The following is a 24,010-nucleotide window of genomic DNA, read 5'->3' as shown; positions in this document are numbered from 1 at the left end:
GTCAAGGTCGAGGTGAGTGGTATGCGGATCGGTGAACTAGCGCAGCGCACTGGTTGCAGCACGAGGGCATTGCGCTATTACGAGCGGCAGGGTTTGCTGACGGCAGCGCGTGGCGGCAACGGCTACCGCAGATTCGACGACTCCACCGTAGAGACCGTTCTTCGTATCCGTGCTCTTCTGGCAGCCGGGTTGCCCACCGATGTCATCCGTCGGGTACTGCCATGCGCCCGCGACACCGTTCCGCGGTTCGAGCCGTGTGCCGAGGTGGTAGCGATCTTGAAGTCGGAGATCGACCGAATGGACGCGCTTGCCTCGGATCTGGCGCGCTCCCGCCACCTGCTCGCCTCGATTCTGCTCGACTCCGGTGTACCGGTAGCGAGCGACCGCGCCGCGCAGAGCACGACGTAGCAACCGCGCGGTGCTGCGGATCCGGCACGACGTCCCGCGTCGTCTGCGTGGGGCGCACCGAGTGGCCACGGCCGGGCACGATGGGAAACGAGACGCTGTCCGTCGGGGTGCTCGGGTCGATATGAGCACGTTTCGGGCGCAGGCGTGCGGCTGGCCGTACCTCGCCTGGTGACGGCGCATATCCTGCCGGTGGGTACTGTGGGCGGCCGCGCGGCGTCGTCACGTGCGAAACAGGTTGGTGCGAATAGTCTTCGGCGATTCGGTCGACGAAATGCGTGGCGGCAGAGCGCGCGTGTGAGTGACAATCCGGATGTGTCCGCTCTGATGCCCGATGTGGTCGCCGCCGAAGTGTTCGCAGCCGGGACGCAGCCCGCTTTGAGGGGTGAGACCGTGTTGTTGCGGCCTTGGACGAACGCCGACGCGGCGGTGATCCAGGCCGTCTACCAGGATCCGGATATCCAACGCTGGCATGTTCGCGATGTCGTCTCCGAGGCCGAGGCGCGGGAGTTGATCGCCCGCTGGCAGGCGGGGTGGAGCAATGGTGACGGCCCGCAGTGGGCTGTCGTCGTCGGTGACGTGGTGGCGGCGCGGGTCGGTTTGCGGGGCATGTCGGCGGCGGATGGCGTGTCGGGGATCGCGTACTGGACGGCTCCGGGATGGCGGGGCCGCGGCGTGACGCCCGCCGCGGTCGAGACGGTGACTCGGTGGGCGTTCGAGGTGGGTTTCCATCGGCTGGAGGTGTCGCACTCGGTGCGTAATGCCGCGTCCTGCCGGGCGGCGGTGAAGGCGGGATTCGCGCCGGAGGGTGTCCGGCGCAGTGCTGGGTTGCACGCGGACGGTTGGCACGACATGCATTTGCATGTCCGCCTCCGCCCGGCATAGATCCCTGTACGGAAGCAGCTGTCCCAGATAGCCTGTGGGAAGCGATCCGGCAGAAGGTGAAAATTCATGAGCGCTACCACCATTGCCCGGCAGTGCACGTTGTGTGAGGCGCACTGCGGAATTCTCGTCACGGTCTCCGGTGACCAGGTGACGCGGATCGAGGGCAATCCGCAGGACGTGCTGTCGAAGGGGTACATCTGCCCGAAGGCGACGGCGATGGGCGGGTTGCACCACGACCCGGATCGGTTGCGGACGCCGGTGCGGCGGGTGGGTTCGTCGTTCGAGCCGATCGGCTGGGACGAGGCATTCGACGAGATCGGTCGGCGGTTGCGCGAGGTGCGTCGCGAGCACGGCAACAGCGCGATCGGCATGTATCTGGGGAATCCGGCCGCGCACAGCTCGTCGGTGCTGTACGCGGTGTTGCTGCGGTCGGTGCTGCTGACGCGGAACTTCTTTTCGGCGTCGTCGATCGATCAGTTTCCGCAGGAGTTCGTCGCGTGGCGGATGTTCGGCTCGAATGTGCTGATGCCGGTGACCGATATCGATCGGACCGACCGCCTGGTGATCCTGGGGGCGAATCCGGCGGTGTCGAACGGGTCGGTGACGACCATGCCGAATGCGAAGCAGCGGATCCGGGACGTGCGGCGGCGTGGTGGGAAGGTCGTGGTGATCGACCCTCGGCGGACCGAGACGGCGCGGCTGGCCGATCAGCATGTCGCGGTGGCTGCGGGCGGTGATGTGTATCTGCTGCTGGCGATGTTGCATGTGCTGGTCGCCGAGGATCTGTGTGACGAGAAGGCGATTCGCGCGTCGAGCACCGGTTGGGAGCGGTTGCGTGCGCTGGTGGCCGAGGCGTCGCCGGAGCAGATGGCGCAGTACGCGGGAGTGGACGCGCAGACGATTCGCGGGCTGGCTCGGGAGCACGCGGCGGCGCGCTCGGCGGTGCTGTACGCGCGGATCGGGGTGTGCCAGCAGGTGACCGGCACGTTGACGCATTGGCTGGTGAACACGATCAACGCGGTGACGGGCAACTTGGATCGGGCGGGTGGGCAGATGTTCGCGACGCCGCCGATCGATGCGCCGCGGTATGCGAAGTACCTGCCGATGGGGTATGGGGCGTGGACCGACAGCTCCGGGACCTACAAGTCGTTCCGCTCGGAGTTGCCGGTGGCGGCGCTGGCGCAGGAGATGTCGGCCGAGGGGCCGGGCCGGATCCGCGCGATGATCACGTATGCGGGCAATCCGGTGTTGTCCACGCCGCAGCGCGGCCGGTTGGGGGCGGCGCTGGACGGGCTGGATTTCTATGTGGCCGTGGACATGTACGTCACGGAGACGACGCGGCACGCGGACATCATCCTGCCGCCGATCTCGCCGTTGGAGCGCGAGGATGTCAACATCCTGTTCCCGGTGTTCAGTGTGCGCAACAATCTGCGTTTCGACGCGCGTGTGTTCGAGCCGCCCGCCGATGGGCTGGAGGATTGGCAGATCATGGCGCGGTTGGTCACCGAGATGGTGCCGTTGCCTGCGCGGCGGTTCACCGCGCGGGTGCTCAACGCGGTGTTCGATCGGGTCAGCCCCGTGCGGATCGCCACGCTGGGGGTGGCGGCGGGGCCGTATGGGGTGTTGCGGCGGGGTCGCAAGGGTTTGACGGTGGGTAAGGCGCGTGCGGCGGCGGGCGGTATCGATCTGGGTCCGTTGCGGCCGAGGTTGCGGTCGCTGCTGGGGACGAAGGATCGGAAGGTGCATGTGGCGCCGGAGGATTTCGTGGCGGCCGCGCGTGAAGTTCTCGCGGCCGCGCGGCGGGGTGAGGCGGTGACCGCGCCTGCCGGCGGCTACGACTTGAAGTTGATCGGTCGCCGTCATCTGCGCAGCAACAATTCGTGGTTGCACAATGTGCCGTCGATGGTGAAGGGGCGCGATCGTTGCACGGCGCTGATGCATCCGCAGGATGCGGCGGCGCGCGGGTTGCGCGACGGTGAGCCGGTGACGGTGCGTTCGCGCACCGGGGCGATCGTGGTGCCGTTGGAGGTCAGCGACGATATCCGGGCCGGGACGGTGGCGATCCCGCACGGGTGGGGACATCAGGAGCCGGGTGTCGGGTGGACGGTGGCGGCGTCGCTGCCGGGCGCGAATGTGAACCTGCTGCACGATCCGGCGGTGACCGACACGTTCTCGGGGACGGCGGCGGTGAACAACACGTGGGTGACGGTGACGCGGGCGTCGGTCGATTCCGGGGAGCGTGTGGACCTCAGCGAGCGCGAACCCGCGCCGACCGCTTGACGAGTGTGGACCGTCTGCTCGGCAGCGTGATCGCCGTTGGCTGGCGCCAAACGGCTTGACCAGCGGTTATGGCGGTGGCGGTTCGGCTGTCCGGAATGTCCCTCCGCCGGATGGGGTCGCTAGTTCAGGTCTCCCGCGGTTGCCGCATGCAAGGCGTGTTGCGGGCTACAGCCGTGACTGGGAACAGCTCGGGCCGACACGCGCGAATGTTGGCATGATGGGTGCGCCTCCGCCCGCCGGCACTGAACACCGATGTCTCGCAACGGGCTGTTGAACCGTGAAGCCAGGGCGGGTCACGAGACACGGCTGACCCGGACAATCGCATGAATCCGGCGAGTCCCGTTCCGACGGGTCCGACGGATTAGGGAGAACCGATGACAAGCGATGCGCTCGAACGTTTGCGGCGGATTCTGCCGCCGTCGCCGGCCAGCGCGGAGTGGGCGGCGCTGGACCTGCAGGGGGTGGCGGAGGCCGAGGCGGCGTTGGGGGTCCAACTGCCGCCGGACTACCTCGACTTCCTCGCGGTCTACGGCGCCGGGTTGCTTGACGACTCCCTGCTGATCGCGGCACCGGCGACGGCGCCCGGCCACCGGTACAGCACGAGTGTGGTGGAGATCACCGGGACGTTTCGGCGGGCTGCTGCCAAGCCGTACAGGGCCGAGATTCTGGGTGACGGTGACATGTATATCCACTGGGGTGTTGATGGCGGTGGCGACTTCTACTACCTGTGGCGCGTCGAGGGTGAGTCGAGCGCCGAGTGGCCGGTGTGCGTATACGACGACGAATTGACGGTGCTGCCGTACGGGATGGTGGAATTCCTGGCCAGAGCCTGTACCGGAGGCCTTCCCGGCGAGCTGCAGGGCAAGTTCCGCGGCAACGGCCACGAGTTCCTGCACTGGCAGGACCAGTACCGCCGCGACGTCGAGCAGTACGGGTCCGGGTCATACATCCCCGGCTGAGCGACTCGCTTCCGCTCCGCCGACTTCACTGCACCTGACTATGAGCGTGGAACGCTGACGGCCCCCGTGGGTGTCGTCCCCCGCGAGGTGGGTCATTTGCTCACCTGGTCGACGCGGGTGCCGTCCAGCCAGGGTTGGGGGTCGGCCAGGAACGGGGTGTCGGCGAGGCGGTCGAGGTCTTCGAAGAAGGCTTTGGTGGTGCGGGCGGCCGCGGTGGTGGTGCCGACGGAGACGAATCCGGCTTGTTCGGCGTCGAGGCCGCGGGAGAGGGATTTGTCGGAGCCGAAGTAGACGGCGCGTTTGAGTTCGGCGACGACGACCGGGTTGCGGGCGGCCAGCCGGGCCGCGGTGGCCTGGGTTTCGGTGAGCAGGTCCTCGGCCGGCAGTACGCGGTTCACCAGGCCGAGACGCAGCGCTTCCTGGGCGGTGAACGGCGTGCCTTCGAGGGTGACCTCGATGGCTTTGGCGGCGCCGAGCAGGCGGGTGAGGCGTTGGGTCGCGCCGCCGCCGGGAATGAGGTTGGCCAGCGTCTCGATCTGGCCCAAGCGCACGTGGTCGGCGTCGGCGGCGTAGCGCAGATCGCAGGCCAGCGCGATCTCGTGCCCGCCGCCGAGTGCGGGTCCGTTGATGGCGGCGAGGTAGGCGACGCCGGAGCGGTTCATCCGCAAGGTGGTGCGTTTCCAGCGGTAACCCCAGACCAGGCCCGCACCGAGACCGCCGCCGTGGCGTTCGACCAGGTCGGTGGCGCCGGGAACGTGCAGGACGGCAGCGGCGGCGCGCAGGAACGGTGCGGCGGCGCGAGCGGGGACGAAGGGGCGTGGCTTTTCGATCATGCCGCCGAGGGCGGCGGGGTCGGCATGGGTGAGGAAGCGGCCGGGCAGTCCTCCGGTGAGCACGACCGCGCCCACGGTGTCGTCGATATCGACCGCGGCGGTGAGAAGGTCGAGGTCGCGGACGACCGCGGTGGTGACGAAGTTCCACGGGGGCGCGACCACACGCGCGGTGAGTACCCGCCCGGACTGGTCGAGTTCGATGGTTTCCAGGGGCAGGTCGGCGGCGGACATCGGCGGCTCCTTCGGTGCGCATGTCGGCGGTCGGGACGCGAGAACGGTTCCACGCGAACGCGTTTCGGAAGCGGTCCAGCGCGGTCGTGGACTACACCCTAATGTTGCGGACCGGCCGGGCCGGTCCGCAACATCGGTCAGGCCGTGGGCTTGTGGACGCGGGTGTCGTGGAATTCCAGGAATGCCGCGAGGGTCTGCTCGGGTGCCTCCAGTTGCGGGTAGTGGCCGATTCGCGACAGTTCCACGACATCGGGGTCGGTGATCAGTTCGCGGTAGCGGTGCACCATGTGGCCGCCGGAGACGGGATCGGACAGGCCGTCGACGAGCCGGACCGGGACCTGGGTCTGCTGCAGTGCGCCCACCCAGCGCTTGCGCTGCTTGCGGCGTTCGGCCATGTAGCGGATGAGTTTGTGGCCGTTGCTCTTGCCGTGCCTGCTGCACCACAGCAGCCAGAACTGGTGCAGTTCGATGTCGGTGGGTTTGGTGTCGGGCCCGAATACCGCGGCCAAGCTGTGGTGGAAGGTGCGTTCGCTGCCCAGGACGCCGACCAGCGGGCCGAGCGGGCTCGCCAGCAGCCGCTGCACCGGGCGGGGGCGGTGTGTTTCGGGGAACAAGCCGCCGTTGAGTAGGCACACCGACTCGATCACCAGGGATTCGTCGCCGGCGGCGCGGCGTTCGGCGTCGCGGGCCACAAGCTCCTGGGCGACGGTGTCGCCGTAGTCGTGGGCGAGGATGTGGTACCGGCTGATGCCCTGTTCCCGCAGCAGGTTCTCGTGGATGTCGGCTTGGTCGGTGATGCGGTAGTCGTAGTGGCGGGGTTTGGCCGACCAGCCGAAGCCGATCATGTCGGGGGCGATGACCCTGGCGAATCGTTCGCACAGGCCCGGCCAGATCCGATGCCAGTCCCAGGACGCGGTGGGAAATCCGTGGATGCACACCAGCGTCCCGTGGGTGCCTGCGCCTCCGTCGCGCCAGAAGATCTGGTGGCCGCGATGAGTGTGGCGTCGTCCGTTCGCCCGCCAGGACGCGAACTCCTCCATGTCTACCTCCTTGTCGTCGACAAGCATGGCGCGTGTGTGCGCCCGGGCACAGTAGTTCGGTCGGCCGTGCACGTGTCATCTACCGCGCCGGCCGATAGCCGATCGTGCGCTCTGCGAGAATTTCACCGTGCATGTCGCGATCGGCCTGGTTGTTCTCGTCGCGTCGGCGGCCGCGTTGGCGGCGCTGGCGCGACGGTTCGGGATCTCCGAACCGCTGGTACTGACGGTGGGCGGGGTGGCGGCGTCGTATCTGCCGTTCGTGCCGGAGATCCATTTGGAGCCGGAGATCATTCTGCTCGGTTTCCTGCCTCCTTTGCTGTATACCGCCGCGATCCGCACGTCGCTGGTGGATTTCCGGGCGAATGCGCGCACGATCGGGTTGTTGTCGGTGGGGTTGGTGTTGTTCACGACCTTCGCCGTGGCGGTGGTGGTGTGGTGGCTGCTGCCGGTGCCGTTCGCGGTCGCTGTCGCGCTGGGTGCGGTGGTGGCTCCGCCGGATGCGGTGGCCGCCACGGCGGTGGCGCGGCGGATCGGGATGCCGCGGCGGATCGTGACGATCCTGGAGGACGAGTCGCTGTTCAACGACGCGACCGCGCTGGTGGCGTTGCGGACGGCGCTGGCGGCGATGGTGGGCACGGTGTCGGTGTGGGCGGCCGGCGCCGATTTCGCGCTGGCGGCCGGTGGCGGCGCGGCGGTGGGAGTGGTGGTGGCCTATCTGCTGGCGATGTTGCGGCGGCGGATCACCGACCCGGTGATGGACACGACGTTGTCGTTCCTGGCGCCGTTCGCGGCGTATCTGCCCGCTGAGGGCATCCACGCCTCGGGGGTGATCGCGGTGGTCGTGTGCGGGATGATCCTCGGACACAACGCGCCGGTGTGGCAGAGCGCCGCGTCGCGGATCGCCGAGCGCATCAATTGGCGCACGATCCAGTTCATCCTGGAGAGCGCGGTGTTCGTGCTGATCGGGTTGCAGGTGCGCGGCATCGTGGAGGGTGCTTGGCACAGCGAGCTCGACCACGCCACCCTGCTGTGGTCGGCGGTGGCGGTGCTGGCCGCGACGATGCTGGCGCGTCCGGTCTGGGTGTTCGGGTCGTCGTTGTTGTCGCGCAGTCTCGGTGGTGGCGAGGCGGTGCCGGTGAGTCATCTGGTGGTGGTGTCGTGGGCGGGGATGCGGGGGGTGGTGACGTTGGCGGCGGTGCTGCTGCTGCCGCAGGACACTCCGTTGCTGGCCGTGCTGCGGCTGCTGGCGCTGGTGGTGGTGGCGGGAACGCTGCTGGTGCAAGGCACGTCGTTGCCGTGGCTGGTGCGGTGGCTGCGGTTGCGCGCGCCCAGTCGCGCCGAGGACGCGTTGCAGAAGGCCAACGTGTTGCAGCAGGCGACCGCGGCCGGTTTGGCCGCTCTCGAGCGGGAAGTCACGCCGGACACGCCGTCGGGGGTGGTGCAGACGTTGCGTGATCGGGTCCTGTGGAAGGCCAACGCCGCCTGGGAGCGGTTGGGGCGGGCGGAGTCGGAGCTGGTGACACCCACCGCGGAGTACCGGCGGCTGCGGTTGGCGATGTTGCAGGCCGAACGCGAAACCGTCTTGCGCGTACGGGATTCGGGTGCCGTCGACTACGAGATCCTGCAGCATGTGCTGGCGCAGTTGGATCTCGAGGAGTCGATCATCGATCGCTACGACGAGACCGAGGAAGAACGGGTCGAACCGCTGGCGGCGGCGGGGGCCGACGACGCTTGCGCGCATCTGCGGGACGCGCCGCTGGTGCGTGCGCACGGCGGGCCGGACGAATGCGGCGAATGTCTCGCGGAGGGACTGGCGTGGGTGCATCTGCGGATGTGCTTGTCGTGCGGGCACATCGCCTGCTGCGACTCTTCTCCGGGCAATCACGCGACCAAGCACTACGGCGCCAGCGGGCATCCGGTGATGCGCAGTGTGGAGCCGGGAGAGGCGTGGCGCTGGTGCTATGTCGACGAGCTGCTCGGTTAGCCGGAGTGGGTCAGCGCTGCGCGTGGGAGTAGATCAGGCGCGCGTATTCGGCCAGCAGCTGGTCCAGTGACAGGTTCTCCCCGCCCGCGGCGATCTGCTGGTAGCCGACGAGCATCGCCATGCCCAGTGAGGTGACCACGGCGGCGGTGTCGTCGTCGCCGACGACCCCCTTGATCGCTTTGTGCACGGTGCGCCTGCGGGATTCGTCGACGCGCTTGAGTGCGAGGTTGACCGATTCGTCGTTGGCCGCCCAGGCGCGGATGGCGGCTTCGGCGGAATGGTGCAGTCCGGCGGCGAGGTCGGACATGGCGCGGATGTCGTCATCGGGGTTGCCCTGGTTGAACGGCATGGTCCCCAGGATGCGCACTTGGCGGTTCTCCCAGTGTTCGAGCAGGGCGTCGACGAATCCTTGCCAACTGCCGAAGTGGTGGTAGAACGATCCGCTGGTGACGCCGAGCTGCCGGCACAGGACGCCGATGTTGAGACCTTTGAAGCCGAGTTCGGCGAGCACTTCCAAGCCGGTGTCGAAGTACTGCTCCTTGGTGACCACTCGTGACATACGCGCGCCGTTCTCTTCGTTCGGTCAGGGGGAGGGACCGAACAGTACCCCATCGTAGCGTCGGCTGGACCGACCTCGGGAAGTACCGATGCGTACGCCGAGAAGACGCTTCGGTACCTGTTACCTGCTGAAATATTTAGCGCGCGTGGGTGGATCGCGCGCGGATCTGCTCAGCGAGGCGCTCGACCAGGCACAGCCGGTTCGCGCACGGGCATACCTGCGCAGCGGCGTGCGGGCCGTACTCGCCGTCGGTCCCCCACCCCTTTGACCCCTGTTTTCACCATTCCCTTCACCCCGCGATGGCCGCGGTGATCCAGGTCGAGCTCACCCCGAAAAGCGCCGTCGCCTCGATGACCACCGGCCGCCGCTTCGGCGGCGTCGACGCCGCGGTAGCGCTGCTGGCCCCGCTGGGCGGCAAGGACCCCGGCACTCTCGGTGCGATCGAGAACACCAAGTACGCCGCCGCCGTCACGGCACTGACCACCTAGCGCTCCGGCCACCGTGCGGGGCGCACTCGAAATTGCTGCGTCGCAAGAATTCTCCCTCATTCCGTGGGTTGGTAATTCCTGATGGATTGCTGTGTCACGCCTTTTCCTCGGCTTCACGGTGAAGTCGTCGACGGAATGCGGCACGGTGGGAGCGGGAATCTTGTCATCGGACCGGGTGATGGCCGAAGCCGGAGAGATGGCGATGAATCCCAGCTCAGCGCGTATCAGAGGTGGAACACGGCGGTCACCCCGTCCGGTGCAGGCCGGTTTCTGTTTATTCATTCCTCGTTCACGATAAAGACGATCGCGTCATACACGCTGCTGACTTCGTGTTTTCTACTGAAAGGGAGCGATCGTGGAATTGCTGACAGTTCTCGCCGACCTCATGACCGCCGTGTTCCAAGCCGGTAGCGGCAGCGCGGCCTGACCCGCCCCGCCGCGGCGGTCGGTCCGCGACCCCATCGCCCGGCGCGGCGGAATCCGCACGGCCGGAACCGCCGATCCCGTTGCCGGAGAAGTGGTTCGGTCGTGCGCGGACGAACCGGTCGTGGATCCGGAAACGGGCGAAAACGCCCCGCCGAGCACGGTCGGACACCTACGGTCTGGGAAAGCCGGGTGTACCGAACGGGGTTGTGCGATGACCGAACCGAACACGTCCTGCGCCGCATTCCAGCACAGCGCCGCGATCGATGCGGACGCGGTGGCCGTCCGGTCCATCGGCGGCGGACAAACGCTCACCTGGCGCGTGTACGCCGAAGAAGTGCGCGCGGTCGCGGCGGGCCTGGCCGCGCTGGGTGTCGGCCGCGGCGACACGGTGGCGTTGATGATGGGCAACCGGGTGGAGTTCTATCCCCTGGAAGTCGGCGCGCAGCACACCGGCGCGACCTCGTTCTCGGTGTACAACACCCTCTCGCCCGAACAACTGACCTACGTGTTCGCCAACGCGGGCAATCGGGTGGTGATCTGCGAGCAGCAGTACCTCGAGCGGATCCGTGCCTGCGGCACGCCGATCGAGACCATCGTCTGCATCGACGCCACGCCCGAGGGCACCGTGGGGCTCGACGAACTGAGAGCCATGGGCCGCCCCGATTTCGACTTCGAGGCGACCTGGCGGGCCGTGCGGCCAGACGACGTGCTCACCCTGGTCTACACCTCCGGCACCACCGGCGACCCCAAGGGCGTGGAGATCACCCACGCCAATCTGCTGGCCGAAGCGCGAGCGTTCCACGCGGTGCTGCCGGTGGAGTTCGGCGACCGGCAGACCTCCTACCTGCCCTCGGCGCACATGGCCGACCGGTTCTGCTCGCTGTATCTGCAGCAGGTGTACGGCACGCAGATCACCGTGGTGCCCGACCGGTCGCTGCTGCCGGCCGCGTTGGCCGACGTGCACCCCACCATCTGGGGCGCGGTGCCGCGGGTGTGGGAGAAACTGAAGGCCGCCATCGAGTTCTCCGTCGCCGCCGAACCCGACGACGCTCGGCGCGGTGCGCTGCGGTGGGCGCTGGACGTGGCGGCGCGCAAGGCCGACGCCCAGCTGCGCGGCGAACCGATCGATGACCAGCTGGCGGCCGAATGGGCGCGGGCCGACGAGCAGGTGCTGTCGGCGTTGCGCGCCGGAATCGGCCTGGACCGACTGAAGTGGGCGATGTCGGGCGCCGCGCCGATTCCACCGCAGACGCTCGGGTTCTTCTTCGGCATCGGCATCCCGATCTCGGAGATCTGGGGCATGTCCGAACTGACCTGCGTGGCCAGCGCCTGCTCGCCGGAGCAGGCGCGGCTGGGTTCGGTGGGCCGGATGCTGCCGGGAATGCAGTGGCGGATCGCCGAGGACGGGGAATTCCTGGTGCGCGGGCCACTGGTGATGAAGGGCTACCGCAAACAGCCGCGGCAGACCGCCGAAGCGCTCGACCCGGACGGGTGGCTGCACACCGGCGACATCATGTCCGTCGACGCCGAGGGGTATCTGCGGGTGGTCGACCGCAAGAAAGAGCTGATCATCAACTCGGCGGGCAAGAACATGTCCCCGGCCAACATCGAAAACGCGATCAAGGCCGCGACGCCGCTGGTGGGCGCCATCGCCACCATCGGGGACGCGCGCCCGTACAACACGGCGCTGATCGTCATCGACGCCGAGACCGCGGCACTGTATGCCGCCGAGCACGCGCTGCCGGATGCATCGGCGGCGGCGTTGGCGGCCGAGGACGGGGTGATCGCCGCGATCGCGCGCGGCGTGGCGGCGGGCAACGCCACGTTGTCGCGGGTCGAGCAGATCAAACGGTTCACCGTGCTGCCGGTGTTCTGGGAGCCCGGCGGCGACGAGGTCACCTTGACGATGAAGTTGCGGCGCAAGCCGATCGCCGACAAGTACGCCGAGCAGATCGCCCAGCTCTACGCCGAAGACCTCGCCGCGACCGTGCATGAACCCGACGGGCAGCGATCCCGCGCCGGCGGCGCGGACACGCTCACAGCTGGAAGGTGAGCCGCTGCGGGCGCACGTAGTCGGCCGGATCGTGCAGGGTGCGCAGTTCCGGTCGCCGTGGCGCGGTGATCCGTTCCAGTTCCGCGCGCAACGGTGCGTCGTAGGTCGCCGCGCTCGCGGTGAGTCCGGGCAGCCAGTTGTCGTGATGGCTCGGCACGAACAGCGCGGGGGTGAGGGCTTCGATGTAGGTGCGGGGATCGCGCAGCCCGTTGCTGATCTGGTTGTAGCCCTGCACCGCGCCGATCTGCACGTCGGTGGCCGGGAGCGCGGCGAGGGTGTCGAAGACCTGCGGGGCGCGTTCGGTGAGCGGTCCGGTCGAGTCGTGCCACACCAGGCACAAGCCCGGCACCCGGAACTGGTACAGCAGCACCCCTCCTTCGGGGTCGCGCAGCCGCGGCACACCTTGCAGCAGACCGCTCAGCGTCGGCGGGTGGGTCAGCACGATGCCCGGTTGCGGGCGGGGAAAGAAGCGCGGTGATCCGCCGACGGGATCGGACGGGGTGCGTGCGGAGTGCAGGTGCCGCACGACGGTCACCTCGACCGCGCCCACAGCGAAATCCTCCCGGGTGCCGATCGCGGTGCCCGCGTCACCGTGCACGGCGGTGGGGAACGCTGGATCGGTGACCTGTGCGGCGATGCTCGCGCGGTGCTCGGCGGTGCCGTGTACGACCGCGCCGCTGGCCTGGGCGATGCGTCCGGCGTCGGCGGCGTGGTCGAAGTGGCCGTGGCCGATGAAGATCGCCGCGGGCGCCAGGTCCACCAGGTCCTGCGGGGTGGCGGGGACGTAACCGGTGCTGGTCAGCCGGGGCACCCACGCGTCGAGCAGGAACACCGAACCGCCGATGGCCAGGGCGAAGGTGGTGCAGCCGACCCACGACAGCACGACCCGGTCGGTCCGCAGGGCGCCGGTCTGCGGGTCGACGGTGTCGGCGCCGAAGAAGCGGGTGCGCGCGGCGATCGTGCGCGGGTCGGCGGGATCGGCCGCCGGCCGCAAGACGCCTGCGCTGAGGGAGGTCAGTTTGCCGCCGGGGCCGAACAGGCCGAGGCCGGGAAGCTTGCACACCCCCGTACCCCATCACGTGCGGGGGATGCGGGCAAGAGACCGGCTACAGGCGTACGCCCAGCAGGGCGTCGACGGCGGTGGTGATCAGCGTGGGGGCGGCGGTGTCCTGGCCGCCGTAGTCCAGTGCCTGGCGGGCCCAGTTGTCGAGGGCGTCGAGCGCCTTGGGGGTGTCCAGATCGTCGGCCAGGTGCTGGCGCAGGCGGGCGACGGTGTCGGTGGCCGACGGGCCCGCGGGCAACGCGGTGGCTTCGCGCCACAGCTCCAAGCGCTGCTGCGCCCGCTCGAGCAGGGCGTCGGTCCACATCCGGTCTTGCCGGTAGTGGCCGGCCAGCAGGCCGAGGCGGATGGCGGCCGGGTCGACGCCGCCGCGGCGCAGCGTGGACACCAGCACGAGGTTGCCGCGGGACTTCGACATCTTCTCCCCGTCCAGCCCGATCAGGCCGGCGTGCACGTAGTGGCGGGCGAAGCGGCGGCCGGCGATGAGCGACTCGGCGTGCGCGGCGGAGTATTCGTGGTGGGGGTAGATCAGGTCACTGCCGCCGCCCTGGATGTCGAATTCCGGGCCGATGCGGTTCAACGCGATCGCCGAACACTCGATGTGCCAGCCGGGTCGGCCCGGGCCGAACGGAGCGGGCCAGGACGGCTCGCCGGGCCGCGCCGAGCGCCACAGCAGCGCGTCGATGGTGTCGCGTTTACCGGGACGGTCCGGGTCGCCGCCGCGTTCGGCGAACAGCCGCTGCATGGTGGCGCGGTCGTAGCCGGATTCGTAACCGAACTGGTCGGTGGCGTCGGCACGGAAGTAGATGTCGGGGTACTCGGCGTCGTCGACGACGTAGGCGGCGCCGGAAGCCAGCAGTTTCTGCACGAATTCGACGACCTCGTCGACGGATTCGACGGCGCCGACGTAGTCGCGGGGCGGCACGATCCGCAGCGCGGCCATGTCCTCACGGAACAGGTCGGTCTCCGCCGCGCCGAGGTCGCGCCAGTCCACGCCGTCGCGGGCGGCGCGTTCGAACAGCGGGTCGTCGACGTCGGTGACGTTCTGCACGTAGTGCACGTCGTGGCCCGCGTCGCGCCACAGCCGGTTGACCAGGTCGAAGGTCAGGTAGGTGGCGGCGTGCCCGAGGTGGGTGGCGTCGTAGGGGGTGATGCCGCAGACGTACATGGTGGCGGTGGGGCCGGGGGTGACCGGGCGCACCAGACGGTCGGCGGTGTCGTACAACCGCAACGGCGGTCCTGCTCCGGGGACGGTGGGGAGGGCGGTATCGGACCAGGACTGCATGCTTACGAGGGTAAAGGTGTGGTGGAGATCATCGGGCCCCGGCCCGGTCGCCGCGCCCACGCGGCCGGTAGGGTCGCCTGCCGCGACCTGCGTCTTCCAGCAAATCGTGGGATGTCAATAATTACGGTTTCGCTGAATCAGCTGTCGGTGCCGCGGGTGGGATCGGTGACGGTGTTGGGTCCGATCGCGAACGTCCCGTCCAGTTCGGGGATGTCGGGATCGGTGTCGGCGAGCGCGAGCTGAGTGAATTCGCCGCGCGCGACGTCGAACTCGAGTTCGTGATAAGCGACCGTATCGCCCCAGTCCGCGGAAGGCAACGAGATGAACCGCATGGTGAACCGCCCGGAGTCCACCGAACCCTCGGTCATGACGTAGACGCCGAAGTGGTTCTCCCCCGCCGAGCTCAGCCAGTAGACGCCGTTGTCGTAGAGGTGCAGGTCGGTGTCGGGGTAGGGCTTCTTGTCGTAGAGGTGCACGTAGTGCAATGCGATGCGGTAGGTCGGCGCGCCGACGGCGACCCGCACCACCGGCGCCGCGCGATCGGGAGTGGAGTGGGGCATCGCGTCCTCCTCGTCGTCGCGCCGAGCGCTCGAAGCTTCAACTGTGCCAGGAAACCCCGCGCACGGCAGCGGTCGCGATCAGAACGCCGGCCACGGAATGGGCCGGGCGGTGCGCGGCAGCGGCATCACCGGGTCGTCGAGCACCTGCTGGGTGCGTTCGATCAACGCGTCGATCTCGGCGTCGGTGATGTGCTCGCCGAGCGTGTCGGCGAACGCGCCCGGCAACTGCTTGGCGAAGGCGGTGATGTCGGCGATCAGCCCGTCGTCGATGGGCTGCCCGGCCCAGCCCCACAGCACCGTGCGCAGTTTGTGGTCGGTGTGCAAGCAGATGCCGTGGTCGACGCCGTAGACCTGCCCGTCCACCCCTTCCAGCGCGTGCCCGCCCTTGCGGTCGGCGTTGTTGAGCAGGACGTCCAGCACCGCCATGCGCTGCAACCGCGGATCGTCGGCGTGGATCAGCGACACTTCGTTGCCGACGTCGTCCACCGCGCGCAGCACCTCGCGGAAGCCGTCGGGCACCGCGCCCGCGGGGCACAGGTCGATCAGGTCGAGGCGGTCGCCGCGGTCGGTGTGGTTGTCGACGCCCACGACCCAGCGTTGCACCATGCCGAAGCCGAAAGGGCCGTCGCGCAAGATGGTTTCGGGGATCACGCCCCAGCCGATCGCCTCGGAGATCAGATACGAGGCCACCTCGCGTCCGGCCAGGGTGCCGTCGGGGAAATCCCACAGCGGTCGTTCGCCGCGGATCGGTTTGTAGACCACCCGCAGGGGTGTCTCGCCGGTGGCGGTGTCGTTCACGTCGCAGACCAGGGTGACGTTGCTGGCGGTGCTGACCCGCCCGATCACGGTCAGTTCACCGTTGTGGAATCCGTCCCCGGCCTCGGCCACCGAATCACTCCTCCATTTCGGCCGCGCCGAAGATCTCACCGCGTTTGTAGCCGTTGGTGCGCACGCACATGTGCCCGCGCGCCGACAGCGGCTCACCGCACAGCGGGCACGGCGGGCGGCCCGCCGCGATCACCCGGGTGGAGCGCAGCGCGAATTCGCGGGCTTGGATCGGGGTGAGGAACACCCGCACCGCGTCGGGCCCCTCTTCGGTGTCGTCGAGGACCACCGACTCGTCGACCTCGGTCTCGGTGATCGCCAGCAGTTCCACCACCACCGCGCCCGCGTCGGCGTCCCAGCCCAGGCCCATGGTGCCGACACGGAACTCGGCGTCGATGGGGGTGACCAGCGGTGCGTTGTCGGCGACGTCTTCGGCCTGCGGGGGCACTTCGGCGCCGAAGCGGCGCGCGACCTCGTCCAGCAGCAGACCCATCCGGTCGGCGAGCACCTTGACCTGCTGCTTTTCCAGCAGCACGCTGACCACGCGCGGTTCCTGCACGGCCTGCAGATAGAACGCGCGATCGCCCGGCTCACCGACGGTCCCGGCGACGAAACGATCGGGGGTGCGGAATACATGGATTGCGCGTGACACATGCACCTCCTGATATGACCCTGATCGACTACCCGCGGCGCGGGGATTCCATACAACGACCGCTCGGTTGTTTACAAGGAATCTCGACGCTCCGCATTCCCATTATCCGCACTTGCGCTATTGCCGAGCTCGCCACCGGGGACTGGTCCGGAGACCTCGGGTCCCGGCGTCGACGACGACGCCGCTTGCTGTTGAGCGCCGGAGGCGGCGAGGGCCGACAGGTCGGCGCCGGTGTCGTTGAGCCGCCACACGTACGGTGCGGTCGGGGTGTAGCGCACGACGCTGAGCGAGGCCGGTTCGACGAGGATCCGCTGGAAGCCGTCGAGGTGGATGCCCAGGGCGTCGGCGAGTACCGACTTGATCACGTCGCCGTGGGTGCACGCCACCCACAGCGCGTCGCGGCCGTGCTGGGTGGCCAGGGCGCGGTCGTGTTCGCGGATCGCGGCGACCGCGCGGGCTTGTACTTGCGCCAGCCCTTCTCCGCCGGGGAACACCGCGCCGGAGGCGTGCCGTTGCACGACCTTCCACAGCGGTTCCTCCAGGAGTTCGGCGATGGGCCGCCCGGTCCACTCGCCGTAGTCCACCTCGACCAGCCGGTCGTCGAATACCGGTTCCAGCCCGAACTTTTCCGCCAGCGGCGCGACCGTGCGCTGGCAGCGCAGCAGCGGGGAGTGCACGATTCGTTCGATCGGCAGCCCGGCCAGTCGTTCGGCCACGGCCCTCGCCTGCTCCTCGCCGCGCTCGGTGAGCTCGACGCCGGTGCTGCGACCGGCCAGGGTGCGGGCGGTGTTCGAGGTCGACACACCGTGCCGCAACAGGATCACCGTCATGCGGTCAGCCTAGCGATCATGTCGCCGAGACCACCCCGCCCGCCAGCAGACCCATGAGGATCGCGCCCAGCACGATGCGGTAGCCGACGAACCAGTACAGCGAGTGCCGTGCCACGAAACGCAGCAGCCACGCCACCGACGCGTAGCCGACCGCGAACGCCAGCACGGTGGCCACCAGCAGCTGCGGTCCGCTGGCGTTGAGGCCCTCACCAGCGGGTTCGAACGCGTCCGGCAGGCTGAACAGGCCCGAGGCGGTCACGGCCGGGATGGCCAGCAGGAACGAAAACCGTACGGCCGCTTCGCGCTCCAAGCCCAAAAACAGGCCCGCGGTGGAGGTGGCGCCCGAGCGCGAGACACCGGGGATCAGCGCCAGGCACTGCGCGAAACCCATGGCCAGCCCGTCACGGGTGGTCAGTTGCTCGATCGGGCGATCCTTGCGGCCGAAGTGTTCACCGGCGGCGATGACCAGGGCGAAGAAGATCAGCATGAACGACACCAACCATAGATTGCGGGCGCCGGTGCGGATCTCGTCTTTGAGCAAGAATCCCAGCACACCGATCGGGATGGTGGCGATGATCACATACCAGCCGATGCGGTAGTCGAGTTCGCGCTGGGCCTGTTCGTCGAAGACGCGCTTGTGGTCGGCGGTGATGACCGGAAGTCTGGTCGTGGGCTGATCGTGCAGCGGGATCTGCTGGCGGCCGCGCGTGGTCAGTTGCTCGCGCAGACCCGCGAACCAGGCCAACAGGATCCGCCAGATGTCCTTGGCGAAGTACACCAGCACCGCGGCCTCGGTGCCCAGCTGGGTGACCGCGGTGAACGAGGCGCCCGCGTCGTCGCCGAAGAAGACCGACGAGACGATGCGCAGATGCGCCGAGGAGGAGATCGGCAGGAACTCCGTCAGTCCCTGCACCAGACCGAGCACCAAGGCCTGCACCCAGGTCATCGACTCGCCGACCACGAACCATCCTCCACTTCCGCGCGGAATACGCGTTGCTACCTGGGCATTGGTGCGGCGATCGGTCGATTCTTCCTGACCACCGCGCCAATCACGCAGCGACAGTACAGTGTCGAGGCCGCGGCGGCGTGCCCGGCCGTGGCGCTGCCGCCGCCGCGCGGGTCGCGGGTGTGCTCGCCGCACCCGAGCGCGACCCACTGTGCTGGTGGCCGCCGAGTCGCGTATCCACACTCTAGGCTTGGCGCCGTGACGAATGCGCGGACACGGTGATGGAACAGCGGACGGTGGGCCGCAGCGGCCTGCGGGTGTCGCGGATGGGCCTGGCGACCCATACCTGGGGTGCGCACACCGACGCCGAGGACGCGGCGGGGCAACTGGTGGCGTTCGTCGAGGCGGGCGGCACACTGGTGGACACCTCCCCCGCCTACGCGGGCGGGGCCGCGCAGCGGATCCTGGCCGAATTGCTCGGTGACCTGGTCTCCCGCGACGAGCTGGTGCTCAGCGGTTGCGCCGGGATCGCGCCGTGGGGATTCGCCGCGGCGGGGATGCCGGAGGCGGCGCAGGTCACCGTGGACACCTCGCGGCGGGCGCTGCTGCGGCAGCTGGACCGCACGCTGCTGGAGTTCGGCACCGACCATCTCGACATCTGGAATGTCGCGGTGTGGGATCCGCGGACGCCGTTGGAGGAGGTCGCCTCGACGTTGGAGCAGGTGGTGCGCTCGGGCCGGGTGCGTTACGCGGGGGTGCGCGGGTTCGGGGCCTGGCAGCTGGCCAGTCTGGCCGCGGTGGCGCCGGTGACCGCGGCGCAGACGCCGTATTCACTGCTGGCGCGGGGGGCGGAGACCGATGTCGTGCCCGCCGCGCGGTTCCACGGTGTCGGGGTGATCGCCTCGGCGCCGTTGGCGGGCGGCATCCTCACCGGCAAGTATCGCGACGGTGTTCCCGCTGATTCGCGCGGCGCCGACGAGGCGACCGCGGCGGAGATCCGCAGTGGTCTCGACGACCGCGCCACCCGGGTGGTGGATGCGCTGGTGACCGCCGCGGACGGGTTGGGCACCTCGCCGCTGGCGGTGGCGCTGGCCTGGATCCGGGACCGGCCGGGTGTGGCGAGCATGATCGTCGGCGCCCGCGATATCGGACAGCTCACCGGCGTGCTGGCCGCCGAGACCCTGGAGTTGCCGCGGGCGATCGCCGCGGCCCTGGACGACGTCAGTGCACGCGCGGAGTGACACAGATTAGCCTTGCCTGCATGAGCACTGCAGCGGCCAGGGGTGGGAGTCGGATCCGAACCGGATGGCGGCGCGCCCTGCCGATGTTGTTCGCGGTGAGCTTGCTGGCGGTGGTGGTCGCGTGTGGCACCGACGCCGGGTCCTCGCACGGCGGGCACGGGCCGACGACGGCGACGCTGACCGATCTGGATCCGGTGCCCATCGGGCCGGAGCCCACGCCCACGCTGCCGGTGACGGTGCGTTCGTTCGACGGCGCCGAGGTGACCGTCACCGACGCCTCCCGCATCATCGCCGTGGATCGCTACGGCACCCTCGCCCAGATCGTGTACGCGCTCGGGCTGGGGCCCAAGCTGGTGGGCCGCAGCACCTCGGCGGCGTTTCCCGCGGTGCGGGATGTGCCGAACGTGGCCGGGGGCAACGGGTCGCTGAATGTGGAGTCGGTGCTGGCGATGCGGCCGTCGGTGTTCTTGACCGACACCACCAGCGCGGCGCCCGCGGTGCGTGAGCAGTTGCGTGCGGCGGGGGTCACGGTCGTGTACTTCGATCCGGAGCGCACGATGGACGGGGTGGTGCCGCAGATCGAGGCGGTCGCGGGCGCGTTGGGGGTGGCGCAGCGGGGGCAGGCGCTGGCGCAGCGAACCCGCGACGAGATCGCCGCCGCGAGCGCCGCGGTGCCCGCGCAGGACCCGCAGCTGACCATCGCGTTCCTGTATCTGCGTTCCACCGCGATCACGATGCTCGCCGGCCCGGGGTCGGGTGCGGACGCGTTGATCGCGGCGTTGCGGGCGCGGGACGCGGGCGCGGTGGCCGGGGTGAAGGAGCCGTTCACGGCGATCACCAGTGAGGCCATGATCGGCGCGGCGCCGGATGTGCTGCTGGTGATGTCGGACGGGTTGAAGTCCGTCGGCGGTGTGGAGGGGCTGGAAAAGGTGCCGGGGATCGCGCAGACCCCGGCGGGCCGCGACCGGCGTGTGGTGGACATGTCGGATGCGGTGCTGCTGAGTTTCGGGCCGAACACCGGCCGGGTGATCGCGGCGTTGAGCGCGGCGGTGTACGGCACCGGGCACGCATGAGCGTCTCGGAGACGGACACCGCGCGGCCGCCGGTGCCGCCGCTGCCGAAGTCGCGGGGCCGTTCGCGGGTGCTGCTGGTGTTCGCGGTGGCGGTGGCCGGGCTGGTCGCGCTGGCGGTGGCGTCGGCGGCGATCGGTCAGGTGCCGACGACGCCCGCCGAGGTCGCCGGCAGCGTATTGCACCGGATCGGGCTGGATGTGGGGCCGGTGCCCGCGCATCCTGCCGGTGAGGTGACGTTGTGGCAGGTGCGGTTCCCGCGGGTGGTGCTGGCGATGCTGGTCGGTGCGGCGCTGGCGACAGCGGGTGCGTTGTTGCAGGGTGTGTTCGCCAATCCGCTGGCCGAGCCGGGCGTGATCGGGGTGTCGGCGGGGGCCGCGGTCGGTGCGGGCACGGTCATCGTGGTGGGTGGGGCGTTCGTGGCGGCGTGGTCGGTGGCCGCGGCGGCGTTCGTGGCGGGGCTGGCGACCACGTTGCTGGTGTATCTGCTGGCGCGCTCGGGCGGGCGCACCGAGGTCGTCACGCTGGTGTTGACCGGTGTCGCGATCAACGCGTTCGCGGGCGGATTGATCGCGCTGCTGCTGTTCGTGGCCTCCCCCGCCGCGCGCGATCAGATCGTGTTCTGGCAACTGGGGTCGCTCAACGGGGCCACCTGGGAGTCGGTGGGTGTGGTCGCGCCGCTGGCCGCGGTCGGGGTGGCGGCGGCGGTGCTGCTGGCGCCGCGGCTGGATCTGCTGGCGCTCGGAGAGTCGGCGGCCCGCCATCTGGGTGTCGACGTGGAGCGGTTGCGGCGCAACGTGATCGTGGTGGTGGCGATCCTGGCCACCGCCGGTGTCGCGTTCACCGGCATCATCTTGTTCGTCGGTCTGATCGTGCCGCATCTGGTGCGGATGCTGGTCGGCCCTGCCCACCGGATCCTGATCCCGCTCAGCGCCGTGGTCGGCGCGGTGGTGTTGCTGGCCGCCGACGTCGCCGCCCGCTCCCTCGTCGACAACGCCGACCTGCCGCTGGGCATGCTCACCTCCCTCATCGGCGGCCCGGTCTTCTTCTACCTGCTGCGCCGCACCCGCGCCCGGGCCGGAGGCTGGGCATGAGCGGGCCGCGCCGAGTGGCGCATGGCTGCGGTGAACGCCGAGAAGACCTCTCGATGGTGTGCCACTCGACGGGAGATGTGGGGTGAAGGTGCGGGTTGTGCACGAGGTGCCGGGGTGGCCGCGGCGGGGAGATGTGACGGTGCGGGCGTCGGGGGTGAGTGTGGAGCGGCGCGGGGGCGGGCAGGCGCGGCGGGTGCTCGACGGTGTGGATTTCGAGGCGGTGGCGGGGCAGGTCGTCGCTCTCGTCGGGCCCAACGGGGCCGGTAAGTCGACGTTGCTGGCCGCGTTGGCCGGTGAGTTGGCGCCGAGTGCGGGGACGGTGGAGCTCGACGGGCAGCCGTTGGCGCACTGGACGACGTTGGACATGGCCCGGCGGCGGGCGGTGTTGCCGCAGACCCACACCGTCGGGTTTCCCTTCACCGCGCGGGAAGTGGTGGCGATGGGCCGCGCGCCGTGGGTGCGCACCGAACGCCGCGAACACGACGAGAAACAGATCGCCGCCGCGATGGCCGCCACCGATGTCGCTCATCTGGCCACGCGATCGTTCCCGACCCTGTCCGGTGGTGAACGCGCCCGGGTGGCGTTGGCGCGTGTGCTGGCGCAGGACACCGCCACCCTGCTGCTGGACGAGCCGACCGCCGCGCTGGACCTCGGCCATCAAGAGGCCGTGCTGCGTCTGGCCGCCGAGCGCGCCGACGACGGCGCCGCGGTGGTGGTCGTCTTGCACGATCTGGGTGTCGCGGCCGCCTACGCCGACCGCGTCGCGGTCCTGGACTCAGGTCGCATCGCCGCCGACGGTCCACCCCGTGAGGTGCTCACCACCGAACTGCTCACGCGGGTCTACCAGCACCCGGTCGAAGTGCTCGACCACCCGGTCACCGGGGCACAACTGGTGCTGCCGGTGCGCCGCTGAGCGCAGCGGCGACACCGCCTGCCGGGGGTGCGGTCAGGGATCGTGTCCTCGGGTACATGACGAACCGTGACCACAGCTCTAGCAGTGCTCATGTCGCCAGGAAGGTTCTGATGGCTTCGTCGCTGGAGAGGTGGTTGGCACTGATGGTGACGTCGATCGTCGGGTAGTTTCTGCGCACGGCCTCGGCGATGCCGGTGAGTCGATCGGCGACTACCGCGGGGTCGCGCAACGAATCCTGCCCAAGGCCGTCGAAGCCTGGGAACCCGTCGGCGACCAGGGTTACCTCGGGGTTGTCGATGATGTGGTCGTAGGTTTGGAATTCCACGCTGACGATTTTGGATGTGTCTACGCGGCCTGGCGTGGTGAATACGCGGTCGCTGACGCCTTCGACGTAATCGGCCGCCGAATGCCCTTCCGCGGCCATCGGATTCACCCGGATGCGGGTGGCGTCGATACCCAGTACCATCCCCGCGGGATGGAACCGCATCGTGCCGTCGCGGACATCGGTCCAGCTCGTGATCGTTCCGTACACACCGGCGATATCGGGGCCGTCGGTCAGGTAGACAACGTCTCCGGCGGTGCTGTGCGACGCTGTGCGGATATAGCCTTCCTCGGCTGTGGTTTCTGGTCCACGGAAAGCTCGGGGAAAAACTTGGTCGACCTGCCACAGGCGTGCTCCGTTGTAGAAACGATCCGGCGGCGCGGAACCGGGTTCCAGCAGCGGACGCGGGAACGACGGGTCGCCGGTATCGAAAGCATGGCGAAAACCTCTGTCGGCGTCGGAAAATACTCGGGCTGCCTCCGCGGCTCCACCAGCGACGGGCCTGAGGCCGTGTTCGGCATCAGCCCTGGCCAATCTCCTGATCTCGTTGCTCAAGTGCTGGGCGAATCGGGCGTATGCCCGTGCGATCACCTCGGATCTGGTCAGCAAGTCAACGCCCTCGGCTCGATCACCGCAGCTTCCTCGTCTTCTCCCGGCACCGTCGGCGACGTCCGTGTGGTCCTGTGTTCGCGACCGTCAGCCGTGCCGGGGATACAGCCGGGTCGAGCCCAAAGCTGCCGTCAGGGAGATCTGGTCGTCGCGTCTGGCAGGCCGCGGGCGGCGGGGTCGTCACCGACCGCTCGCGCGGTCGGGACCGAGCGGGCGAGCCGGTCGAGTCCCGGGACCACGAGAGCGTCCCCGGCGCGGGCCGCCGCGCGCGTCTGGTCGGGTCCGGGACGCTGACGGTTGGTGCCTGTCGATCCGTGGACGGGACAGCTGCGTTGCCCGCTGCTGCCGAGCTCACCCAACCGGTCGCGCTGAGCGATGAGATCCTTTGTGCCCGTGCAACAGCGGGCATAGCCGATCAACGTGCCGGACATGCCCGAAAGCGTAAACGATTGCCGGTGTC

23 protein-coding genes and 1 pseudogene are annotated in these 24,010 nt (G+C 69.2%); 12 read left to right on the top strand and 12 right to left on the bottom strand.

The annotated features are described in order from the left end of the window. Positions 1-21 precede the first annotated feature (21 nt). The 4 genes from ABZW96_RS24850 to ABZW96_RS24835 all read left to right on the top strand — a co-directional run bounded on the left by ABZW96_RS24850 (position 22) and on the right by ABZW96_RS24835 (position 4,529). A complete protein-coding gene (locus ABZW96_RS24850) occupies positions 22-408 on the top strand; it encodes a MerR family transcriptional regulator (RefSeq protein WP_355078020.1) in 387 nt (128 codons plus the stop codon). Between the two features lie 312 nt (positions 409-720). Further along, positions 721-1,290, top strand: a complete 570-nt coding sequence (locus tag ABZW96_RS24845) for a GNAT family N-acetyltransferase (RefSeq protein WP_355078019.1) — start codon at positions 721-723, stop codon at positions 1,288-1,290. A gap of 66 nt (positions 1,291-1,356) precedes the next feature. After that, on the top strand, positions 1,357-3,570 hold the full coding sequence (locus ABZW96_RS24840) for a molybdopterin oxidoreductase family protein (protein ID WP_355078018.1): 2,214 nt from the start codon (positions 1,357-1,359) through the stop codon (positions 3,568-3,570). 374 nt (positions 3,571-3,944) lie between these two features. Next, complete coding sequence (locus ABZW96_RS24835; RefSeq protein WP_355078017.1) at positions 3,945-4,529, top strand: SMI1/KNR4 family protein; 585 nt, start codon at positions 3,945-3,947, stop codon at positions 4,527-4,529. A 92-nt stretch (positions 4,530-4,621) separates the two neighbouring features. On the opposite strand, the gene ABZW96_RS24830 is transcribed toward ABZW96_RS24835, so the two are convergent. Together ABZW96_RS24830 and ABZW96_RS24825 are read right to left on the bottom strand one after the other, a co-directional pair. Continuing rightward, on the bottom strand, positions 4,622-5,593 hold the full coding sequence (locus ABZW96_RS24830; protein ID WP_355078016.1) for an enoyl-CoA hydratase-related protein: 972 nt from the start codon (positions 5,591-5,593) through the stop codon (positions 4,622-4,624). A 137-nt stretch (positions 5,594-5,730) separates the two neighbouring features. Further along, the gene (locus tag ABZW96_RS24825; protein WP_355078015.1) at positions 5,731-6,633 is read right to left on the bottom strand and encodes an alpha/beta hydrolase; all 903 of its coding nucleotides are present in this window, start codon (positions 6,631-6,633) and stop codon (positions 5,731-5,733) included. Positions 6,634-6,760: 127 nt separating this feature from the next. On the opposite strand from ABZW96_RS24825, the gene ABZW96_RS24820 reads away from it, so the two are divergent. Then, complete coding sequence (locus tag ABZW96_RS24820) at positions 6,761-8,617, top strand: Na+/H+ antiporter (protein WP_355078014.1); 1,857 nt, start codon at positions 6,761-6,763, stop codon at positions 8,615-8,617. A gap of 10 nt (positions 8,618-8,627) precedes the next feature. On the opposite strand, the gene ABZW96_RS24815 is transcribed toward ABZW96_RS24820, so the two are convergent. Continuing rightward, a complete protein-coding gene (locus tag ABZW96_RS24815; protein ID WP_355078013.1) occupies positions 8,628-9,176 on the bottom strand; it encodes a TetR/AcrR family transcriptional regulator in 549 nt (182 codons plus the stop codon). Between the two features lie 145 nt (positions 9,177-9,321). On the opposite strand from ABZW96_RS24815, the gene ABZW96_RS24810 reads away from it, so the two are divergent. The 3 genes and pseudogenes from ABZW96_RS24810 (at position 9,322) to fadD11 (ending at position 12,143) form a co-directional block, all read left to right on the top strand. Next, positions 9,322-9,444 (top strand): hypothetical protein, encoded by a 123-nt coding sequence (locus tag ABZW96_RS24810; RefSeq protein ID WP_355078060.1) that lies wholly within the window; start codon positions 9,322-9,324, stop codon positions 9,442-9,444. Between the two features lie 25 nt (positions 9,445-9,469). Continuing rightward, positions 9,470-9,664: pseudogene (locus ABZW96_RS24805) on the top strand (enoyl-CoA hydratase/isomerase family protein); the annotation flags it as partial. A 637-nt stretch (positions 9,665-10,301) separates the two neighbouring features. Beyond that, positions 10,302-12,143, top strand: coding sequence for a fatty acid--CoA ligase FadD11 (gene fadD11 / locus ABZW96_RS24800; RefSeq protein ID WP_355078012.1), 1,842 nt, complete (start codon positions 10,302-10,304; stop codon positions 12,141-12,143). Here the strand turns inward: fadD11 and ABZW96_RS24795 are convergent. The 7 genes from ABZW96_RS24795 to ABZW96_RS24765 all read right to left on the bottom strand — a co-directional run bounded on the left by ABZW96_RS24795 (position 12,127) and on the right by ABZW96_RS24765 (position 18,301). Beyond that, positions 12,127-13,206 carry an MBL fold metallo-hydrolase gene (locus ABZW96_RS24795; RefSeq protein WP_355078011.1) on the bottom strand — a complete coding sequence of 360 codons (1,080 nt, stop codon included), beginning with the start codon at positions 13,204-13,206 and terminating at the stop codon, positions 12,127-12,129. The two genes, fadD11 and ABZW96_RS24795, sit on opposite strands and share 17 nt — an antisense overlap. Positions 13,207-13,249: 43 nt before the next feature. Then, positions 13,250-14,488, bottom strand: coding sequence for a cysteine--1-D-myo-inosityl 2-amino-2-deoxy-alpha-D-glucopyranoside ligase (mshC, locus tag ABZW96_RS24790; protein WP_355078010.1), 1,239 nt, complete (start codon positions 14,486-14,488; stop codon positions 13,250-13,252). Between the two features lie 137 nt (positions 14,489-14,625). Next, entirely contained in the window at positions 14,626-15,048 is a 423-nt protein-coding gene (locus tag ABZW96_RS24785) for a hypothetical protein (RefSeq protein ID WP_355078009.1), read from the bottom strand. 78 nt (positions 15,049-15,126) lie between these two features. Continuing rightward, a complete protein-coding gene (locus ABZW96_RS24780) occupies positions 15,127-15,936 on the bottom strand; it encodes an SCO1664 family protein (RefSeq protein WP_355078008.1) in 810 nt (269 codons plus the stop codon). A 4-nt stretch (positions 15,937-15,940) separates the two neighbouring features. Continuing rightward, a complete protein-coding gene (locus ABZW96_RS24775) occupies positions 15,941-16,525 on the bottom strand; it encodes a DUF3090 domain-containing protein (protein ID WP_355078007.1) in 585 nt (194 codons plus the stop codon). A gap of 71 nt (positions 16,526-16,596) precedes the next feature. Continuing rightward, positions 16,597-17,355 (bottom strand): histidine phosphatase family protein, encoded by a 759-nt coding sequence (locus tag ABZW96_RS24770; protein WP_355078006.1) that lies wholly within the window; start codon positions 17,353-17,355, stop codon positions 16,597-16,599. Positions 17,356-17,371: 16 nt separating this feature from the next. Beyond that, on the bottom strand, positions 17,372-18,301 hold the full coding sequence (locus ABZW96_RS24765; protein WP_355078058.1) for an undecaprenyl-diphosphate phosphatase: 930 nt from the start codon (positions 18,299-18,301) through the stop codon (positions 17,372-17,374). A gap of 281 nt (positions 18,302-18,582) precedes the next feature. On the opposite strand from ABZW96_RS24765, the gene ABZW96_RS24760 reads away from it, so the two are divergent. From ABZW96_RS24760 to ABZW96_RS24745, 4 genes are all read left to right on the top strand, one after another. Then, entirely contained in the window at positions 18,583-19,542 is a 960-nt protein-coding gene (locus ABZW96_RS24760) for an aldo/keto reductase (protein ID WP_355078005.1), read from the top strand. Between the two features lie 83 nt (positions 19,543-19,625). After that, the gene (locus ABZW96_RS24755) at positions 19,626-20,615 is read left to right on the top strand and encodes an ABC transporter substrate-binding protein (RefSeq protein WP_355078057.1); all 990 of its coding nucleotides are present in this window, start codon (positions 19,626-19,628) and stop codon (positions 20,613-20,615) included. Beyond that, positions 20,612-21,706 (top strand): iron ABC transporter permease, encoded by a 1,095-nt coding sequence (locus ABZW96_RS24750; RefSeq protein ID WP_355078004.1) that lies wholly within the window; start codon positions 20,612-20,614, stop codon positions 21,704-21,706. Before ABZW96_RS24755 ends, ABZW96_RS24750 begins: the two co-directional genes overlap by 4 nt. Before the next feature lie 82 nt (positions 21,707-21,788). Then, positions 21,789-22,619 (top strand): heme ABC transporter ATP-binding protein, encoded by an 831-nt coding sequence (locus ABZW96_RS24745; protein WP_355078003.1) that lies wholly within the window; start codon positions 21,789-21,791, stop codon positions 22,617-22,619. A gap of 88 nt (positions 22,620-22,707) precedes the next feature. Here ABZW96_RS24745 and ABZW96_RS24740 read toward each other — a convergent pair whose 3' ends face one another. Then, positions 22,708-23,496 (bottom strand): hypothetical protein, encoded by a 789-nt coding sequence (locus ABZW96_RS24740; protein WP_355078002.1) that lies wholly within the window; start codon positions 23,494-23,496, stop codon positions 22,708-22,710. A 185-nt stretch (positions 23,497-23,681) separates the two neighbouring features. After that, a complete protein-coding gene (locus tag ABZW96_RS24735; protein ID WP_355078001.1) occupies positions 23,682-23,981 on the bottom strand; it encodes a recombinase family protein in 300 nt (99 codons plus the stop codon). Between the last annotated feature and the right edge of the window lie 29 nt (positions 23,982-24,010).

It is taken from the genome of Nocardia sp. NPDC004168 (genome assembly GCF_040610355.1).
GTDB classification, from domain to species: domain Bacteria; phylum Actinomycetota; class Actinomycetes; order Mycobacteriales; family Mycobacteriaceae; genus Nocardia; species Nocardia sichangensis.
This window is presented reverse-complemented; position numbering and strand designations above follow the sequence as displayed.

Bases quoted from the DNA above. Each gene is read 5' to 3' on its own strand.
- ABZW96_RS24850 (WP_355078020.1), top strand. From the start codon at position 22: ATGCGGATCGGTGAACTAGCGCAGCGCACTGGTTGCAGCACGAGGGCA.
- ABZW96_RS24840 (WP_355078018.1), top strand. From the start codon at position 1,357: ATGAGCGCTACCACCATTGCCCGGCAGTGCACGTTGTGTGAGGCGCAC.
- ABZW96_RS24835 (WP_355078017.1), top strand. From the start codon at position 3,945: ATGACAAGCGATGCGCTCGAACGTTTGCGGCGGATTCTGCCGCCGTCG.
- ABZW96_RS24830 (WP_355078016.1), bottom strand. From the start codon at position 5,593: ATGTCCGCCGCCGACCTGCCCCTGGAAACCATCGAACTCGACCAGTCC.
- ABZW96_RS24825 (WP_355078015.1), bottom strand. From the start codon at position 6,633: ATGGAGGAGTTCGCGTCCTGGCGGGCGAACGGACGACGCCACACTCAT.
- ABZW96_RS24815 (WP_355078013.1), bottom strand. From the start codon at position 9,176: ATGTCACGAGTGGTCACCAAGGAGCAGTACTTCGACACCGGCTTGGAA.
- fadD11 (WP_355078012.1), top strand. From the start codon at position 10,302: ATGACCGAACCGAACACGTCCTGCGCCGCATTCCAGCACAGCGCCGCG.
- mshC (WP_355078010.1), bottom strand. From the start codon at position 14,488: ATGCAGTCCTGGTCCGATACCGCCCTCCCCACCGTCCCCGGAGCAGGA.
- ABZW96_RS24785 (WP_355078009.1), bottom strand. From the start codon at position 15,048: ATGCCCCACTCCACTCCCGATCGCGCGGCGCCGGTGGTGCGGGTCGCC.
- ABZW96_RS24770 (WP_355078006.1), bottom strand. From the start codon at position 17,355: ATGACGGTGATCCTGTTGCGGCACGGTGTGTCGACCTCGAACACCGCC.
- ABZW96_RS24765 (WP_355078058.1), bottom strand. From the start codon at position 18,301: ATGACCTGGGTGCAGGCCTTGGTGCTCGGTCTGGTGCAGGGACTGACG.
- ABZW96_RS24760 (WP_355078005.1), top strand. From the start codon at position 18,583: ATGGAACAGCGGACGGTGGGCCGCAGCGGCCTGCGGGTGTCGCGGATG.
- ABZW96_RS24755 (WP_355078057.1), top strand. From the start codon at position 19,626: ATGTTGTTCGCGGTGAGCTTGCTGGCGGTGGTGGTCGCGTGTGGCACC.
- ABZW96_RS24750 (WP_355078004.1), top strand. From the start codon at position 20,612: ATGAGCGTCTCGGAGACGGACACCGCGCGGCCGCCGGTGCCGCCGCTG.
- ABZW96_RS24735 (WP_355078001.1), bottom strand. From the start codon at position 23,981: ATGTCCGGCACGTTGATCGGCTATGCCCGCTGTTGCACGGGCACAAAG.